General features: G+C 55.2%; 13 protein-coding genes. 5 read left to right on the forward strand and 8 right to left on the reverse strand.

The genetic code is table 11. The annotated features are described in order from the left end of the window. Positions 1-24: 24 nt before the first annotated feature. The 6 genes from uspE to O1724_RS10740 form a co-directional block, all read right to left on the reverse strand. On the reverse strand, positions 25-975 hold the full coding sequence (gene uspE / locus O1724_RS10715; RefSeq protein WP_003857535.1) for a universal stress protein UspE: 951 nt from the start codon (positions 973-975) through the stop codon (positions 25-27). A gap of 137 nt (positions 976-1,112) precedes the next feature. After that, positions 1,113-1,865, reverse strand: a complete 753-nt coding sequence (gene fnr / locus O1724_RS10720) for a fumarate/nitrate reduction transcriptional regulator Fnr (protein ID WP_000611906.1) — start codon at positions 1,863-1,865, stop codon at positions 1,113-1,115. 183 nt (positions 1,866-2,048) lie between these two features. Then, positions 2,049-2,564 (reverse strand): methylated-DNA--[protein]-cysteine S-methyltransferase, encoded by a 516-nt coding sequence (gene ogt, locus O1724_RS10725; protein WP_003857532.1) that lies wholly within the window; start codon positions 2,562-2,564, stop codon positions 2,049-2,051. 9 nt (positions 2,565-2,573) lie between these two features. Next, positions 2,574-4,100: a p-aminobenzoyl-glutamate transporter gene (gene abgT / locus O1724_RS10730; protein WP_116291130.1), complete on the reverse strand. Its 1,527-nt coding sequence runs from the start codon at positions 4,098-4,100 to the stop codon at positions 2,574-2,576. A 44-nt stretch (positions 4,101-4,144) separates the two neighbouring features. Beyond that, entirely contained in the window at positions 4,145-5,590 is a 1,446-nt protein-coding gene (locus tag O1724_RS10735) for a M20 family metallopeptidase (RefSeq protein ID WP_126296600.1), read from the reverse strand. Continuing rightward, entirely contained in the window at positions 5,590-6,900 is a 1,311-nt protein-coding gene (locus tag O1724_RS10740) for a M20 family metallo-hydrolase (RefSeq protein WP_126296599.1), read from the reverse strand. Before O1724_RS10740 ends, O1724_RS10735 begins: the two co-directional genes overlap by 1 nt. A gap of 175 nt (positions 6,901-7,075) precedes the next feature. On the opposite strand from O1724_RS10740, the gene O1724_RS10745 reads away from it, so the two are divergent. Together O1724_RS10745 and smrA are read left to right on the forward strand one after the other, a co-directional pair. Beyond that, positions 7,076-7,981, forward strand: a complete 906-nt coding sequence (locus O1724_RS10745; RefSeq protein ID WP_003857524.1) for a LysR family transcriptional regulator — start codon at positions 7,076-7,078, stop codon at positions 7,979-7,981. A 349-nt stretch (positions 7,982-8,330) separates the two neighbouring features. Beyond that, entirely contained in the window at positions 8,331-8,894 is a 564-nt protein-coding gene (gene smrA / locus O1724_RS10750; protein WP_050871153.1) for a DNA endonuclease SmrA, read from the forward strand. Between the two features lie 32 nt (positions 8,895-8,926). Here smrA and tcp read toward each other — a convergent pair whose 3' ends face one another. Further along, complete coding sequence (gene tcp / locus O1724_RS10755) at positions 8,927-10,588, reverse strand: methyl-accepting chemotaxis citrate transducer (protein ID WP_023314051.1); 1,662 nt, start codon at positions 10,586-10,588, stop codon at positions 8,927-8,929. Between the two features lie 145 nt (positions 10,589-10,733). On the opposite strand from tcp, the gene O1724_RS10760 reads away from it, so the two are divergent. Then, a complete protein-coding gene (locus tag O1724_RS10760; protein ID WP_022651043.1) occupies positions 10,734-11,600 on the forward strand; it encodes an aldo/keto reductase family oxidoreductase in 867 nt (288 codons plus the stop codon). A 46-nt stretch (positions 11,601-11,646) separates the two neighbouring features. On the opposite strand, the gene O1724_RS10765 is transcribed toward O1724_RS10760, so the two are convergent. After that, positions 11,647-11,847 (reverse strand): hypothetical protein, encoded by a 201-nt coding sequence (locus O1724_RS10765; protein ID WP_003857516.1) that lies wholly within the window; start codon positions 11,845-11,847, stop codon positions 11,647-11,649. Positions 11,848-12,172: 325 nt separating this feature from the next. On the opposite strand from O1724_RS10765, the gene O1724_RS10770 reads away from it, so the two are divergent. Then, positions 12,173-12,592 carry a translesion error-prone DNA polymerase V autoproteolytic subunit gene (locus tag O1724_RS10770; RefSeq protein ID WP_003857514.1) on the forward strand — a complete coding sequence of 140 codons (420 nt, stop codon included), beginning with the start codon at positions 12,173-12,175 and terminating at the stop codon, positions 12,590-12,592. 347 nt (positions 12,593-12,939) lie between these two features. Beyond that, the gene (locus O1724_RS10775) at positions 12,940-15,369 is read left to right on the forward strand and encodes a glucose/quinate/shikimate family membrane-bound PQQ-dependent dehydrogenase (protein WP_479983972.1); all 2,430 of its coding nucleotides are present in this window, start codon (positions 12,940-12,942) and stop codon (positions 15,367-15,369) included. Positions 15,370-15,415: the final 46 nt, after the last annotated feature.

The following is a 15,415-nucleotide window of genomic DNA, read 5'->3' on the forward strand; positions in this document are numbered from 1 at the left end:
TACCGGCGGGCTTTCATTTTGGGGTCAATCGTCTTCCTCATCGTCCAGCTCAACCGGCGTCTGATATTGATCCGGTTTGATGACCAGAAGGTCGCAGCGCAGATGGTCGATCACCTGCTCGGCGGTATTTCCCAGGAACGCGGCAGAAATACCGGTCCGGCCGATGGTGCCCAGCACCACAATCCCGGCCTGCAAATGCTCCGCCAGATCCGGAATAACCTCTTCCGGTAACCCTTTTTCTACGTGGGTCATGTTCTCATCGATACTGAATTTCTGGCGCAGCGCTTTCATGGCCAGCAGATGCTGACCGCGAATCGCGTCGTTATACACGCTCGGGTCAAATTCAGGCAGCTCGATGGCGATATTGATTGGCGTAACCGGATAGGCGCCCACCAGATGGACTTCAGTATGGTTAACCTGGTCTGCAAGCTGAAGCGTCTCCTTCACCAGTTTCTCGTTCAGCGAATTGTGATAATCCTCTTCGCTGGCCAGATTGACCGCCACGACGGCTTTCCCGCCCTCAGGCCACGGCTGATCTTTCACCATCCATACCGGACAAGGGCATTTGCGCAGCAGGTGCCAGTCTGTTGGAGTGAAAATCACGGATTCCAGTTTGTCATGCTGGTGCGCCATTTTCAGCAGCAGGTCATGCCCACCGGCCACCACTTCCTGAATAATGGCTTCGAAGGGGCGGTTGTGCCAGACTACTTTAATATCAATCGGTACGCCCGCTTCCAGGTAATACTTCGCCTGCTCGCGGATCCACGCGGTACGCTGGCTGATCACTCCCTGACGCATAGCGGTGCGCTCGTCAGGCGACAGAAGGGTGGTCATCTCGTATGAGAAGTCATAAATCGGCAAAAAGGCTTTAATTTTGCCACCAATCCGTTGATGTAAATACACAGCACGTCGTAATGCCGGCTGATCGTCCTGATTAGGATCGATAGCCACCAGCATGTTTTGATACTTTGCCATACAGGTCTCCTTACTACTGTCACCACAGTCTGTAAGTAAAAGAGTAACCTATATATCTTGAATGAAACAGGGGGGAAGTTTTTGCCAGATCAATAATCATGAAAATTTATCGACCTGGCATAAGATATCCGGGAGAGTTATGCCACGTTACGTGAGTGACCCGCCAGAATGGCCAGAGCTTCACCGTTTTCGATGGTGATATACTTACCTTTAACCGCCAGCATTCCGCTCTTCTGGAAGCGACCCAGCAGACGGCTGATGGTTTCCACGGTCAGGCCCAGATAGTTACCAATATCACCGCGCGTCATGGTCAGACGGAATTCACGCGGGGAGAAGCCACGTTCCGCGAAACGGCGGGAGAGGTTATAGATAAAGGCGGCCAGACGCTCTTCGGCATTCTTCTTAGAAAGCAGCAGGATCATATCCTGATCGCCTTTGATCTCACCGCTCATCAGACGCATCATCTGCTGACGCAGGTTCGGCATCTTACCGGACAGATCGTCCAGCGTCTCAAACGGAATTTCGCAGACCATAGAGGTTTCCAGCGCCTGAGCAAAGCTCGGGTGATGGCCACTGCCGATGGCGTCAAAGCCGACTAAATCGCCTGCCAGATGGAAGCCGGTGATCTGCTCGTCGCCCTGTTCGGTAATGGTGTAGCTTTTGATGGTGCCAGAACGGATAGCATAGAGCGACTTCAGTTCGTCTCCCGCCTTAAACAGCGTCTGCCCTTTCTGAATAGGCTTTTTGCGCTCGATGATATTGTCAAGCTGATCGAGTTCGTGCTCATTCAGAGTAAACGGGATACAGAGCTGGCTGATGCTGCAATCCTGGCAATGGATAGCACAACCGCCAGACTGAATGCGTCGTATAATTCGCTTTTCCGGGATCATAGGTTTGCTCAAGCCTTAATTGATATTGGTCAATTTTAACATCTTTTTGGTAAGGACGTAAGTCTGGCAAACCCCCAATAAAGACAAGAGACGGCAGCGTGTTGCCATCTCCTTGAAATTCCACAGAATGATTAAGGATTATGAACCTAACAGGAAGAAAATTAAGCACAAAAAGCCTGGGAATTACAGCAGAAAATACCCTTCGTGACGCAGCAGCCACTCTTTGCGCTGTACGCCCCCGGCATAGCCGGTGAGGGTGCCGTTGCGCCCAATCACGCGATGGCAAGGCACCACAATGCTGACGGGGTTAGAGCCATTTGCCGCACCGACCGCGCGCGCCGCGCCGGCACGACCAAGCTGTTCTGCCAGCTGACCGTAGTGCATCACCTGCCCGCAGGGAATATTACGCAGCGCCTGCCACACCTCGCGCTGGAAAGGGGTGCCCGCCGTGGCGGTTGGCAGGGTATTAATAATGCTGAGATCGCCCTCGAAGTAGGCCGTCAGTTTATCGCTCAGCCCGCCAGGATTACGGGCAGTAACACGCTCGTATCCCTCGGCGCGATAATGGATGTTGAGCAGCTCAACCATCCGGTCGCTGTGCTCTTCCCATTCAACCGCGCGAAGATTGAACGCTTCATCCGCGATAACCCACAGCGGCCCTAGCGGCGTCGCAATCTTATCTTCGAGTAATCTCAGCATCAGTACTCCTTAGTTCAGCCTCGGGTAAACACCCGGTCCAATCGGCAGGCCGACAAGATACCACGCCACCAGCATCACCAGCCATACCCCTAAGAAGATAAGCGGATAGGGCAGAACCAGCGAATAGTAGGTACCCAGCTTAGCCTCCGGTCTGTAGCGTTGCAGGAAGCCTAAAAACAGCGGAACGAAGGGTGACACGGGCGCCAGCGGGATCACCGAGGAATCGGCGACACGGAACAGGATCTGGGCGAACGCCGGATGGAAGCCGAGCATCATAAACATGGGGACAAAGATGGGCGCCAGAATCGACCAGATGGCCGACCCGCTGGCAATAAACATGCACAGCAGGGACGACAGCAGCGCCAGGCCGACAAACGCCGGAACACCGCTCAACCCCGCCGCCTCCAGCGCGTCCGTCAGGCTCACGGCCATAAACTTGCCCATGTTGCTCCAGTTAAACATGGCGACAAACTGCGCCAGCGGGAACACCATCACGATAAAACCCGCCATCTCCTTCATCGGCTCGATCATCAGGTGCGGCAGATCTCCCTGACGGCGGATTTTGCCGGTGGCGATGCCGTACGCGAGCGAAACGATGAAGAAGAAGAGAATTATCAGCGGCACAATGCCCTGAATAAACGGCGAGGGCAGTACGGTGTGTTTGATCGGATCGCGCAGCACGCCATTTTCCGGTACCACCATCAGCGCCACCACCGCAATGAACGCCAGCGAGACGATCCCGGCTACGCGCAGGCCGAACTGCTGCTCTTTGCTCAGCGTCTCCAGCTTTTCATCGCTCCGGCCTTCCCATTTACCCAGGCGCGGCTCAATGATTTTATCGGTAATCAGACCCCCGACAATCGTCAGGACAATCACTGAACTGGCCATAAAGTACCAGTTGTCGATCACGCTGACGTGCATGGTCGCATCGATGGTGCTGGCTGCCTCTGTGCTGATGCCGGAGAGCAGCACATCGGTGGTCACGATAAGCAGGTTAGCGGTAAACCCACAGCCGACGCCCGCAATCGCCGACAGCAGGCCCGCAACAGGATGACGACCAACGGCGAGGAAAATCAGCGCCCCCATCGGCGGCATGATCACCAGTGCCGCGTCGGACGAGATATGGCTGAAGAAGGCAATAAACAGCACCATATAGCTGGCATAACGCGCGCTGACGTGCGAGGCCATTTTGACCATCAGCGCGGGCAGGAGACCCACGCGCTCGGCCAGTCCCGCGCCTAACACCAGCGCCAGGATGGCGCCCAGCGGCGCAAAACCGCTGAAGTTTTTAATCACGTTCGGCAAAAACCAGTGCAACCCTTCAACGCTGAGCAGGTTTTTCACTGCCACCATGCTGCCGTCGGCCGGGCTGCGCACGCTCACCTCAAAGGCGGACAGCACGGCCGTCGCGACCATCAGGATGACAATTAAATAGATAAAAAGCAGGAAAGGGTGCGGCACTTTATTGCCGATCCTTTCAACCCAGCCATAGAGCTTACCGGATGGGGAATGCGAAGGTATGGAAGACATACTCATGGGCGTTCCTCGGGACTGTTGTTGTGTTGTTGTGTTGTGTTTTTTTATTTTAAAGGTGACGGTGTCACGCCCTGCGGGATCGGACACTCGTACGGTTTTTCTGTTATGTGTTGTTCGAACTCTTCCCGGCATTTTCGCAACAGGTCGGCATCCTGAAGCAGATGCAGCGCGGTCGCGCCCATCACTTTTCCGGCCAGCAACATGCCTTTATGGGCAATAGAGGTACGCCCCTGCGTCACTAATTGCCAGGTATGCAGCGGGGTGCCCACGGTAAAACAAGGGCTAAAGCACTGTGCAACAGGCATCTTCCAGCTGACATCCCCCACATCGGTGGAGCCTGCCAGCACGTTATCGGTGATGGCATATGGGGCAACTTCATCCACCAGCAGCGTCTCCTGATGGCGTCGGGCAAACGCTTTTCCCTCTTCGGCCCCCGTTGCGGCAATGTTTTTCAGGCTGTTTTGCAGGTCGTTTGCCGTGAGCGTAGCGCGGATTTTACGGGCAAATTCGCGTTCCTCTTCCGTCCAGGCCGGCGTGCCGTAATGCTGCAATGCGCGGTACATCGCCGCTTCGAGCGTTCGATTCGGCAGATAGCTGGAGCAGGCTTTATCAAAGCGGCACTCGACGGTGGTTTCGGTCATCATCGCCGCGCCCTGGGCGATTTTCTCGATGCGCGCGTAGATCTGCTGCGCATCGGCCATCTCCGGGGCGCGGATCAGGTACAGCACCTCGGCCTGGGCTTGCACCACGTTAGGCGAAATTCCGCCGGTATCGGTGATGGCGTAATGAACGCGCGCTTTTTCAATGATGTGTTCGTTGAGGAAGTTTGTGCCGGTGGTCATCAACGTCACGGCATCCAGCGCGCTGCGTCCCAGATGTGGGGAGTTAGCGGCATGGGCGGCGATCCCCTTAAACCGCCAGGCGGCCTGAATATTGGCCAGCGTGCTGACGTTAAACATCCCGGCAAAGGCTTCCGGGTGCCATGTCACGGCAGCGTCCACGTCGTCAAATAATCCTTCACGCACCATAAAGGTTTTACCGGAGCCGCCTTCCTCGCCGGGACAGCCGTAAAAACGCACCGTTCCGCTGCCGCCGTGCTGTTCCAGCCAGCTTTTCACCGCCACCGCCCCGGCAAAGGCAGCCGTGCCTAAGAGGTTATGCCCGCAACCGTGGCCGTTCGCCCCCGGGATGGCGGATTGCGCCGTCGCGCAGTGTGCCTGCTGGCTTAGCCCGGCCAGGGCATCGTATTCGCCCAGAAGGGCGATAACGGGCTTGCCGCTGCCGTAGCTGGCAATAAAGGCGTTGGGAATGCCTCCGGCTTCCCGCGTCAGGGTAAAGCCCTCGGCTTCCAGCGCGCTGGCGAGGCGTTCGGCGGACCAGAACTCTTCAAAGCGCGTTTCGGGGTGATCCCAGATGTCGTCGGCAATATCGGTAAACGTCTGACATCGCGTGTCGATGGCATCAGCGATAAAAGCGTAGTTCTCCTGCATTACACACCTCGCGTCCACGGGAAATTAAGCGCAGTTCGCGCCAGCGTTTCGATGGCAACGTTCATCACCTGCTCATCAAAATCGAATTTTTCGTTGTGATGTCCGGCGCTCAGCTGGGTGCCGAAAACCATATACGAGGCCATGCCGCCGTTCTGCTGCACGCGGGCCATCATTAGCGTGGCGTCTTCAGAGCCCGCAGGCGCTTTGACCTTATTAAAGGCATGAGTCACACCGGGCACCTGGCTTGCCTGCTCGCGCAGATAATCGACCCAGGCCGGGGAAGGGACGCTGGAGGTCGCCGCCCCCATCAGGTTTATCCCGGCTGTTACGCCATAGAGCGCCGCCGCGCCGGTAATTACCGCCTGCGCGCGCTCAAAGACATACTGATTAATGGCCTCGCTTTCGCCGCGGGTTTCAACCTTAAGTAACGCATCAGCCGGAACCACGTTGCGTCCGCTGCCCGCCTGCATGACCCCGACGTTAACCCGGGACGCGCCTTCGCTGTGTGGCGCGATGCCATGCAGCGCGATAGCGGCCTGGGCAGCAGCAAGCAGTGCGTTACGGCCCTCTTCCGGTTTACCGCCAGCGTGTGCGGCGACTCCGGTAAAGCGCACGTCAAATTTGGTGGTCGCCATGAAGTTATCGCTGCCGCAGATCACTGTCCCTTCCGGAACGCCGGTTCCGATATGAATGGCGGTAAAGTAGTCTACGCCGTCCAGCGCGCCTGCGGCGACCATAGCGCGCGCGCCGCGCGTACCCTCTTCGGCAGGCTGGAAGATCAGTTTGATGGTGCCGTTGAGCTGCGCTTCATGCTGCTTAAGCACCTGCGCGAGCCCCAGACCAATGGTGGTATGCCCGTCGTGGCCACAGGCGTGCATCATTCCCGGATTGCAGGAGGCAAACCCGTCGCGGAACGGGCGATGGCTGTCGTCGAGCGCTTCGCTTAAATCAAGGGCGTCCATGTCCACGCGAAACGCCAGGGTTGGGCCCGGGCGGCCGGTATTCAGGGTCGCGACAATGCCGGTGAACCCGCCCTCAAACGGCGCCAGCCATTTCTCCGGCGCGCCCTGCGCCCGGGCGCGGGCAAACTCTCGCGAAAGGGTGGCGTCATCGGGCAGTCCCATACGGCTTTCGGCGTCGACCACGTCGCGACCCATCGCCAGCTCGTAACCCAGTGAGGCGAGGATCTCCGCCACTTTTGCCGCGGTGCGAAACTCCACCCAACCGGATTCCGCGAAATGGTGGAAATCGCGACGCCATGCGCTCAGTTGTGGGGCTAATGTCTGGATGTACTGCGCCAGTGCGTTCATATCTTTTCCTGTCATCATTAAAATATGTGAACTGCTTCACGCTGTGATAGTTTTTACTTATCACTAATCGTTTTTTCACAGTTTTAACCGTTCAGGAATTACCCTCGCACATCCGTTTCCATTAAAGTAGATGACAGTTTCTTTACTCTGATAAACAACGGTTATCGGTCTCGTTATGTCATTTCAGATTAAATTTCATCAAATCAGGGCGTTTGTCGAGGTGGCGCGTCAGGGCAGCATTCGCGGCGCCAGCCGGACGCTTAATCTTTCGCAGCCCGCGCTGACCAAATCCATTAAAGAGCTGGAAGAGGGCATGGCGGCCCAGCTGTTTGTGCGCAGGAGTAAAGGCGTCGCGCTGACCGAGTGCGGGGAAGGATTTTATCACCGCGCTAATTTGATTCTGGAAGAGCTACGCGCGGCGCAGGATGACATCCGCCAGCGGCAGGGCGAACTCGCCGGGCAGATCAATATTGGGATGGGAGCCAGCATTTCACGCAGCCTGATGCCAGCCGTCATTACGCGTTTTCATGCGCAGCATCCTCAGGTCAACGTCCGGATTATGGAAGGCCAGCTGGTGTCGATGATTAATGAATTACGTCAGGGTGAGCTGGACTTTACCATCAATACCTATTATCAGGGGCCGTACGATCACGAATTTACGTTTGAAAAGCTGTTCGAAAAGCCTTTTGCCGTATTTTGTCGGGCAGGACATCCGGCGACAGGGGCGACCTCAATTAATGAGCTTCTGCAATATAACTGGACGATGCCTACGCCCCGGGGAAGTTATTATAAGCAGTTACAGGATACTTTTAACCATCGCTCTCAAATACCGCGAATTGGCGTTGTCTGTGAAACCTTTTCCTCCTGTATTAGCCTCGTCGCACAAAGCGATTTCATCAGCATTTTACCGCAGGAGCTGGGCTGCGATCCGCTTCTGGCGCACCGTCTGATAATGCTGCCGGTTGTCGAAACCCTGCCTAAAGCGGCATATTATTTAATTCAGCGTCGTGATTCTCGCCAGACACCACTTGCCGAATCATTAATCACGCAGTTTCGAAGAGAGGCCAGGAAATTAATTTAATAAAAATAACAACAATAAAAAATAGAGTCTGCCCGACATCAGACAGACTCCACAGAACACACAGTCGTGCATCCTTTCGCGGATCCTACATGCATTATCCATTGGGCAGGTTTATTAAGTTATAACAGCTTTTTCTTAAAAGAGAAGGACGTTGAGTGATTGATTTCACGATTTTTTAACGTAATTTATTTAATTAATTACGGCTGAAATTTAAGTTAATGTTAGATTAAATTTATTGCGTCTGCGATTATCTGTTCCTTAAGCCATTATTTGAACCCGTGCCCGGGTGATTGAGACCCGCAACGGGCGCAGGTATAGTACATCACTCAGATGTAGCCGGAGGATTTCCATGAACCCTGACGACAAATCACTTTTTCTTGACGCCATGGAGGATGTCCAGCCGCTCAAACGCTGCACGGATATTCACTGGCAGCAGAGCCGCAACACGCGGGCGCGTCAGGAAATAGATACTGAGCAGCTCGATAACTTTCTGACGCTGGGGTTTCTGGAACTGTTGCCCCTTGACGAGCCGCTGATGTTCCAGCGTGAAGGGGTACAGCAGGGGGTATTTGATAAGCTGCGTTCCGGCAAATATTCCCGTCAGGCCAGCTTAACGCTGTTACGCCAGCCTGCGGAGCAATGCCGCCAGCTGGTCTATTCCTTTATTCGCCAGGCCGGACGTGACGGGCTACGCAACCTGATCATCGTGCATGGTAAAGGGCGTGAACAGCAGTCGCACCCTAACGTAGTGCGCAGCTATCTTGCGCGCTGGTTGACCGAGTTCGACGAAGTACAGGCCTTTTGCGAAGCGCAGCCGCATCACGGCGGCAGCGGAGCATGCTATGTCTCGTTGCGTAAATCAGAGGATGCGAAGCGAGATAACTGGGAACGCCACGCCAAGCGCAGCCGCTAATCAGGCAGGCGGGCGATATGCCCGCCTGTCACTCAGAAGGTTTCCCAGTTCGCGTCAGCTGTATTCGCGCCTGCCGCTGACGGGCGCAGCAGTACGGGCGTTTTCACGTTTTTAGGGCGAGCCGCCGGCGATGCCTGAGCGTTCAGCCGGAATGCCGCCACGGCCTGACGCAGCTGTTCAGACTGATCTTCCAGCGCCGCCGCCGCCGTTGCCGACTCCTGTACCAGCGCGGCGTTTTGCTGCGTGACGCTGTCCATCTGCGAGACCGCCAGGCTGACCTGCTCTATACCGCGGCTCTGCTCGTCAGACGCCGAGGAAATCTCAGCCATAATATCGGTTACGCGCGTCACGGCCGCGACGATCTCTTTCATGGTCGCACCCGCCTCGCTCACCTGTTCCGAGCCGGTATTCACCCGGCTGACAGAGTTCTCGATAAGCCCTTTGATCTCTTTTGCCGCCTGCGCGCTGCGGCTGGCCAGCGTCCGTACTTCACCTGCCACGACCGCAAAGCCGCGACCTTGTTCCCCGGCACGGGCGGCTTCAACCGCCGCGTTGAGCGCGAGAATATTGGTCTGGAAGGCAATGCTATCGATAACGCCGGTGATATGCGCAATTTGCTGAGAACTGTCGGCAATGTCATTCATGGTACGCACCACGTTATCCACCACCTGACCGCCGCGTGCGGCGGTTTCAGACGCATTCTTCGCCAGCAGCGTCGCCTGGCGGGCGTTATCCGAGTTCTGTTTCACCGTGGCTGTCAGCTCTTCCATGCTGGCGGCGGTCTCTTCCAGCGAGGCTGCCTGCTGCTCGGTTCGGGCGGAAAGGTCGTTACTTCCGGCGGCAATTTCTCCTGCGCCCGTGTAGATAGAATCTGTGCTGCCGCGCACGGCGCTGACGGTGCTCACCAGCGACTGCTGCATCTCGTGCAGACCAGCAGCCAGCTGGCCCATCTCGTTGCGCCCGGTAATCGCGACATTTTGCGTCAGATCGCCGCTCGCGATGGTGCGAATATGGTTCATGATGGCGTTGAGCGGTTTCAGGAGCAGGTGCTGTAAACCCTGCCAAATCACTACCAGCACGGCGATCACGGTCAGGAAGATCGCCGCCAGCGTCCACTGCATCTGGGTAAAGCTGCTCTGGTTCTCTTCGGCGGCGGCTTTCAGCAGAACGTTGTTTTCAGCGCGCCAGCGGGTATAGACCGCCTCCATCTCATCCTGCGCCTGCTGGGCGTCCAGGTCGCCATAGGCCTGATAGTTATCTGCGCGCAGATACTCAATGGACAAGCGCATCACCTCGTGCATTTGCTTCCAGGCTTTCTGCATCTCTTCGGTGAGCGCGGCATTCTGGCCCTTCACCTGCGGAATAACCAGCCAGTTTTTGTAATAGTCTTCGGCTTTGGCCAGCGAACCGTTGGCGGTGCCCAGCAGCGTGTTGATCGCCGCGAGAGAGGCCGGATCGCGCTGGTTTTTCAGGTAGCGGATCGCCACGCGGGTAACGGTAACGCGCGTTTTCACCAGCGTGTTAACGCTGTCGCTCAGGCTTTCCTGTTGGGCATTGAGTAACCCGGAGTTCTGAAAGTTGTGACGATCGTTGTTAACGGCAGAGTAGAACAACCCTCCCGTGACAACTTGCAGCAGACAGAATATGGTGAGGGCAAAGATAATACCGGTAATCACGTGCAGATTTTTCAGCATGGCGGTCATCCGTAAGAGAAGAGGCAGGGTTACATCAATACTATCGTCGTAGCGAATTTAAACTTTAATTTTACTATTGCTTAACTAATGGTTTCGTTGCGGAACCTGTTGTAAATCCGGATCATTTTTTATGAGGAAGGTCAGCATGAGCAGCATAGATAAAAGCGGAACGTTCACGCTCGGAACGCGTACGGTTAAACGATTTGGCTATGGCGCGATGCAGCTTGCCGGGCCTGGCGTTTTTGGTCCGCCAAAAGACAAAAATGCGGCGCTGGCGGTGCTGCGTGAAGCGGTGGCGTTGGGTGTGAATCACATTGATACCAGCGATTTTTACGGACCTCATGTGACCAACCAGCTTATCTGCGAGGCGCTTCATCCGTACCGGGACGACCTTACGATTGTGACCAAGATCGGAGCCCGACGCGGCGAGGATGCCTCCTGGCTGCCGGCGTTTTCCGCGCAGGAGCTGACGCAGGCGGTGCATGATAACCTGCGTAACCTGAAGCGGGATGTGCTGGACGTGGTTAACCTGCGGATCATGTTTAGCGCCCACGGACCGGCGGAAGGCTCGATTGCCGCGCCGCTGAGCACCCTTGCGGAGCTGCAACAGCAGGGGCTGGTTCGTCATATTGGGCTGAGCAACGTCACCGCTTCGCAGGTTGCTGAAGCGCAGAAGATGGTTTCCGTGGTGTGCGTACAGAACATGTACAACGTTGTGAATCGCGGTGACGATGCGCTGGTTGATTCGCTGGCGCAGCAGGGGATTGCCTGGGTGCCGTTCTTCCCGCTGGGTGGTTTCACGCCACTGCAATCTTCCGGACTACAGGCGGTGGCGGATTCACTGGGCGCGACGCCGATGCAGGTGGCGCTGGCATGGCTGCTGCAACGCTCGCCAAATATCCTCTTGATCCCGGGAACCTCATCGGTGGCGCATCTGCGTGAAAACCTGGCGGCAGTCGATCTGGTATTGCCGCCTGAGGCGCTGGAGACGTTAAATTCTCTGGTGGGGTAATCCCGATACCAGCAAAAGCCTGGAGGATTTTTCGGGCTTTTGCTGTTTATGATCCAATCTGACTTCTTTGGCGGTGAAGCGCTAACGCTTCCGCCACGATTTCCTGCTTACTTTTCCGTGTTTCATACGCAGTAATGCGGATGTACTCCATCAGCGCAGGATCGATGCGCGCACTTAACATCCTGAGTTCGGCCTCCTTTGCGACACCGCGAGCAACACGCTTATCGGGATAATCACGGGCGGGCATAGAAAACGTCCTCCAAAAATTGTCTTGTTAATTTGTGCTGTAAAATATGCGCTAGTCTAAATATAAAGTCAACGTATAGTGTATGTGGAGTGATTTGTTGTTACTTTGTTTTCTTTTTATAGTCATGTGAAAGTCATTGCGTAGTGATGTTTTATGACGCGTTACGCTTGTCTGTGCGTAAAAATTTACAAAACAAATAATCTTCATTGCTATAGGGGGTTATAAGCGAAGCGGTTAAGGCGTAGCCAGCCGCTTACGCTGACATGGCTTGATCGATATCTCAGTTAAAACTACTGTATATAAAAACAGTATGGAGGTGTTTATCATGATCTTTTTCAGACCCGCAGAGTTGCGTGAAATCGTTGCTATTCCACTTTTCAGCGACTTAGTACAGTGCGGCTTCCCCAGCCCGGCAGCGGATTATGTAGAGCGGCGTATCGATTTAAACGAGTTATTAGTGGCCCATCCCAGCTCCACTTACTTTGTCAAAGCCGCCGGTGACTCGATGATAGAAGGGGGGATCAATAACGGTGATTTGCTGGTGGTGGACAGTTCCCGCAAGCCTGAGCATGGCGATATCGTGATTGCGGCGGTAGAGGGCGAATTTACCGTGAAGCGCCTCCAGCTGCGTCCCAATATTCAACTCAACCCCATGAACAGCGCCTATTCACCGATTATTGTCGGCAGCGACGATACGCTCGATATCTTTGGTGTAGTGACGTATATCGTGAAATCCGCGAGCTGATCGTGTTTGTGAAGCTTAATTAATAGGCAATAAGTTAATTCTCATCATGCAAAAATCTTACGTCACCTGGGCTGTCTTGTCGGCAAACCTGATATTCATCGCATAAGCCGGAACTGACTGGTCAAATATTCTGGTATTGGCGAATTACAGAGTGATATCCCATTTTTTTTATTTTGTTATGTTCCTGCACTTTAGTGAGTTTTCTTTTCTTCCGACAGAATACATTTTGTCTACATTATAATTTTAATTTATGATTCGCACACGAACAATTGATGTTACGCAGGGTTTTAGCATCGTGGCAGTCAATAAAACCCTGCTGTTATAAAGTAATCAGGAGATTCATTTTTATGTCAGACAATAATCCCCGCTCATCCGGCTGGTTAGGCCCGTGGTGCCTGCTGGTGGGTGTGATACTTCTTGTAACGGGGCTCTTTTTTGCTATCGGCGGTTTTAAACTGGTTTCCCTGGGGGGGAGTTGGTATTTTCTCATCGCCGGGGTTATCACTCTGCTCTCTGCGATTCAGTTCTTCCGCCGCAAGTCCTCTGCCGTGGGGCTGTTTGCCCTGGTGTTTCTTGGCACCCTGATTTGGGCATTTTTCGATGCCGGGCTCGACTTCTGGCCGCTGGTTTCCCGTTTAATGGTACCCGCCGGGCTGATGGTGCTGGCAGCTGCCACCTGGCCTGCATTGCGTAAACGTGAAGGAAAACCGTCCTGCGCAAAAGGGGCCCTGGGGGTCTGCGCGGTCCTTATTATCGCCATGGGCGTCACCTTTGTTCAGATGTTTCAACCCCATCCGACCGTGCCGTTTAGCGGTGAAAAACGTCCGCTGGTACCGGTAAAAGATGATGCGAAACAGCAGAACTGGGATCACTACGGTAATACGGCCGGCGGTAGTCGCTTTGTGGCGCTGGACCAGATAACCCGTGACAACGTGAAAAACCTGAAACCGGTCTGGACCTACCATACCGGTGACGTACCGGAAAGTCCGGACGGCAATGGCGCAGAAGATCAGCAAACGCCGCTACAGGTTGGCGATCGTGTCTTCCTCTGTACGCCGCATAACAACGTGATCGCCGTGGATGCCGATAGTGGGAAAGAGATCTGGAAAGCGGAAATCAACGCCAAATCTGCAATCTGGATGCGCTGCCGTGGCCTGGCATACTTTGATGCCACCAAACCGCTGGCACAGCCAACGGTAGCGGGCTCCACGCCGGTTCTGCCAGCGCAGGTCGCACCGGGCGCTGCATGCCAGCGCCGTATCCTGATGAATACCATTGACGGTAAGCTGATCGCGTTAGACGCCGATAACGGCAAATTCTGTCCGGACTTCGGTACTAACGGCAGCGTTAACCTGCATGAAGGGATGGGCGATGCGTCAGATCCCACCTACGTGCTGACGTCGGCCCCGACGCTGGCGGGTACGACGGTTGTCGTTGGTGGCCGCGTTGCGGATAACGTCAGCACCGATATGCCGGGAGGCGTTATACGTGGTTATGACGTGATCACCGGCCAGCTGCGCTGGGCGTTCGACCCGCGTAATCCGGATCCGAACTATGTTCTGAAGCCGGGCGAACACTACAAACGTAGCTCTGCAAACTCCTGGGCCCCTATGTCCTGGGATGCGTCGATGAATACCGTGTTTATCCCGATGGGGAGTTCCTCCGTCGACCTGTGGGGCGCTGACCGTATTCCGGAAGATCATAAATACGCCACCTCAATCCTCGCGCTGGATGCGACTACCGGGAAAGAGAAGTGGGTATACCAGACCGTGCATAACGACCTCTGGGATTTCGATATCCCGATGCAGCCGAGCCTGGTTGATTTCCCGACAAAAGAGGGCAACAAGCCCGCGGTGGTGGTGGGCACCAAAGCGGGGCAAATTTATGTTCTTGATCGCCTGACGGGTAAACCGCTCACTGAAGTGAAAGAGGTTCCGGTAAAACCAGCGGATATTCCACGTGAACAGTACCCGGCAACGCAGCCGCGCTCTGTGGGGATGCCGCAGATTGGCGCGGAAACCCTGAAAGAATCGGATATGTGGGGGGCGACGCCGTTTGACCAGCTGGCCTGTCGTATCAGCTTCAAATCAATGCGTTATGACGGTCTGTACACGATGCCGGGGACCGATATTTCCCTGAGCTTCCCGGGCTCGCTGGGGGGAATGAACTGGGGTAGTCTGTCCACGGATCCGAACAACCAGTACATCTTCGTCAACGACATGCGTCTGGGTCTGTGGGTCCAGCTGATTAAACAAGATCCGCAAAGCGCAGTGGCAAACACGGGCGGTGAAGCCGTGAACGCCGGTATGGGCGCTGTTCCGATGAAAGGAACGCCGTATTCGGTCAACAAAAACCGTTTCATGTCACCGCTGGGTATTCCGTGCCAGAAACCACCGTTTGGCTCTCTCTCTGCGATTGACCTGAAAACACAGAAAATCGTCTGGCAGGTGCCGGTCGGTACCGTTCAGGATACCGGTCCGTTTGGGGTAAAAATGCGTATGCAGATGCCTGTCGGTATGCCGACGCTGGGCGGTACGCTGGCCACGCAGGGCGGTCTGGTCTTCATTGCGGGAACCCAGGATTACTACCTGCGCGCCTTTGATTACTCTACGGGGGAAGAAGTGTGGAAAGCGCGTCTCCCGGTGGGTAGCCAGGGCGGACCTATCAGCTATGTATCACCGAAAACCGGCAAACAGTACATTCTGATCTCTGCTGGCGGTGCACGCCAGTCGCCGGATCGTGGTGACTACGTGATTGCCTACGCGCTGGATAAATAACAGCGAAATAAGCAGCCTGGCCCCGTCGTAGTACGGGGCTTTTTTT

The organism is Enterobacter cloacae complex sp. HYC074_NIDB (assembly GCF_056673345.1).